The 3,121-nt window shown below is 72.4% G+C and carries 1 protein-coding gene; it reads left to right on the top strand.

Annotated features, from left to right (window positions below):
- Positions 1 to 3,121: amino acid adenylation domain-containing protein (locus ACWDNU_RS44985; protein WP_449673351.1), on the top strand; the 3,121-nt coding region annotated here is incomplete at both ends.

Genomic DNA, 3,121 nt, shown 5'->3' with positions numbered 1-3,121 from the left:
GCTCGACGCGACCGTGTCGGCCGACCCGAAGGCGACCGCCCTGGTCACCGACGACGGCACCCAGCTCACCTACGCCGAACTCGACGCGAAGGTGAATCGCCTGGCGCGGCACCTGATCTCGCTCGGCGTCGGTCCAGAGGCCCGCGTCGCGCTGGCACTGCGCCGCTCCGTGGATCTGATCGTCGCCATGTACGCCGTCGCCAAGTCCGGTGGCGCGTACGTGCCGGTCGACCCGGATCAGGCGGCCGAGCGCACGAACTACATCCTCGAGACGGCGGCACCGGTCTGCGTGCTGACCAACGCCGAGGCCGAGTTCGACACCGCGGTCGCGCCGCTGGTGCGCATCGACGAGCTCGATCTCGAAAACGTCGGCGCCGCACCGGTGTCCGACGCGGAGCGCACCGAGCCGCTGCGTCCGGAGCACACCGCGTACGTCATCTTCACGTCCGGTTCGACCGGTCGCCCGAAGGGTGTCGCGGTCAGCCATGGCGCGATCGTCAACCGCCTGGTGTGGATGCAGGACGCCCACCGGCTCACCGCGGCCGACACCGTGGTGCAGAAGACCCCGGCCACCTTCGACGTGTCGGTGTGGGAGCTGTTCGGCCCGCTCAGCACCGGCGGCCGGCTCGTCGTGGCGAGCCCGGACGGTCACCGCGACCCGCAGTACCTCGCCGATGTCATCGCGGCGCAGCGCGTCACGATGACCTCGTTCGTGCCCTCGATGCTCACCGTTTTCGCAGGCAGCGTCGATGCCACCGCTCTCGCGGGCGGAGCTCTGTCCTCGCTGCGCGCGCTGCTGATCGCCGGTGAGGCCTTCACCGGAGACGCGGTCGCCGCGCTGCGCAAGGTGAGCGACGCGGCCCTGTTCAACCTGTACGGCCCCACCGAGTTCAGCATCTGGGCCACCGGTCCCGCCGAACTCGTCGCGGGCGAGCCGATCACCATCGGCGGACCGATCCGGGGTGCCGCGGTGGTCGTGCTGGACGGCTGGTTGCGGCCGGTGCCGGTGGGTATCGCGGGCGAGCTGTACCTGGCGGGGCCTGCGCTGGCGCGCGGTTATTTCAACCGGTTCGAGATGACCGCGAGCCGGTTCGTCGCCGACCCGTACGGCGCGCCCGGTGACCGCATGTACCGCACCGGCGACATGGTCCGCTGGGTGGTCGATGACGGCGCGCTCGCCCTGGAGTACCTGGGGCGCAGCGATTTCCAGGTGAAGATCCGTGGCCTGCGGATCGAGCTCGGCGAGATCGAGTCGGCGCTGGCCGCCGAGCCCGCCGTGCACCAGGCCGCCGTGACGGTCTACACCGACTCCGCCGTCGGTGAGCTACTGGTGGCCTACCTGGTACCGGAACAGGCCGGTCAGCTGACGGTGGAGTCGGTGAAAGCCGCCCTGGCGCTGCGCCTTCCGTCGTACATGGTGCCGTCGTCGTTCGTCGTCCTGGACGCGCTGCCACGCACCGGCAACGGCAAACTGGACCGGCGCGCGCTGCCGGCCCCCGACATCAGGTCCGGCCGGTTCCGGGCACCGGTCACGGCGGCCGAGCGAGCGGTGGCCGACACCTTCGCCGACCTGCTCGGCGTGCCGAAGGTCGGCCTGGACGACGACTTCTTCGCCCTCGGCGGCAACTCCCTGATCGCCACCAGGCTGGCCGCCCGGCTCGGTGCCGCGCTCGGCGCGCAGGTGCCGGTCGCCGAGGTGTTCGACGCCCCGACCGTGGCCGCGCTGGCCGAGCGGCTCGGCGGCCTGGACCGCTCGCTCGCCCGCCCGCCGCTGACCCGGCGCACCGGCGACGGACCCGCGGTCCTCTCGCCCGCGCAGCAGCGCATGTGGGTGCTGCACCAGCTGGCACCGCAGTCGGCGGCCTATCACATCCCGGCCGCCATCCGGCTGACCGGTGAACTCGACCTGCCCGCCCTGCGATCGGCGGTCGGCGACCTGCTGTCGCGGCACGACACCCTGCGCACCCGCTACCCCGACACGGCGGCGGGGCCGGTCCAGCAGGTGCTGCCCGCCTGGTCCGCCGCGGTCGAACTCACGCCGATCCCGGTCGCCGCCGCGGACGTCGAGGCCAGGATCACCGCCCTGGTGGCCCAGCCGTTCGACATCACCGCCGCGCCGCCGGTGCGGGTGGCGCTCTACGGGCTCGGCGCGGACGACCACGTCCTCGTCGTCGTGGTGCACCACATCAGCGCCGACGGCGCGTCGATGGCCCCGCTCGCGAGTGACCTGGTGGCCGCCTACTCGGCGCGGGTGGCGGGCGTGGCACCGACCCGGGCCCCGCTCACCGTGCAGTACGCCGACTTCGCGCTGTGGCATCGCGAACTCCTCGGCAGCGCGACCGACCCGGAATCCGTGGCCGCGCGGCAGATCCGGTACTGGGCCGACACCCTCGCCGGCGCACCGGACGCCCTGGAACTGCCGACCGACCGGCCGCGCCCCGCGGTGCAGACGATGCGCAGCGCCGACCTCGACTTCGCGATCGACGAGCAGGTGCACCGCACGCTGGTCGAGGCCGCGGCGGCAGGCAATGTCAGCGTCTTCATGATCGTGCACGCCGCGCTCGCGGTACTGCTCGCGCGGTTGAGCGGGACCGGCGATGTCGTCGTCGGCACCCCGGTCGCCGGTCGCGGCGAGGCGGCGCTGGACGACCTGGTCGGCATGTTCGTCAACACCCTGGCGCTGCGCACGCCGATCGACCCCGGCGCGAGCTTCCGCCAGGTGCTGGCCGAGGTCCGCACCACCGATCTCGACGCGTTCGCCCACGCCGACGTGCCCTTCGAACAGCTCGTCCAGGCGCTCGACCCCACCCGCTCGACCGCGCACCACCCGATCTTCCAGGTGTCGCTGTCGTTGCAGAACTTCGTCGAGCCGGTGCTGGAACTGGCCGGAGTGCGGTTCGAGGTCGAGGACTTCGACCGCGACGCCTCGGCCTTCGATCTCACCCTCGATCTGCGCGAGCGATTCACCGACGCCGGACCCGCCGGTCTCGACGGCGTGCTCACCTACGCGACCGACCTGTTCGACGCGGGCACGGTCGCCGCGTTCGTGACCCGCTGGCAGCGCGTCCTAACGGCCGTGCTCGCCGACCTCGACATCCGGGTCGCCGACATCGACCTGCTC

Source organism: Amycolatopsis sp. NPDC003676 (assembly GCF_053587275.1).
This window is presented reverse-complemented; position numbering and strand designations above follow the sequence as displayed.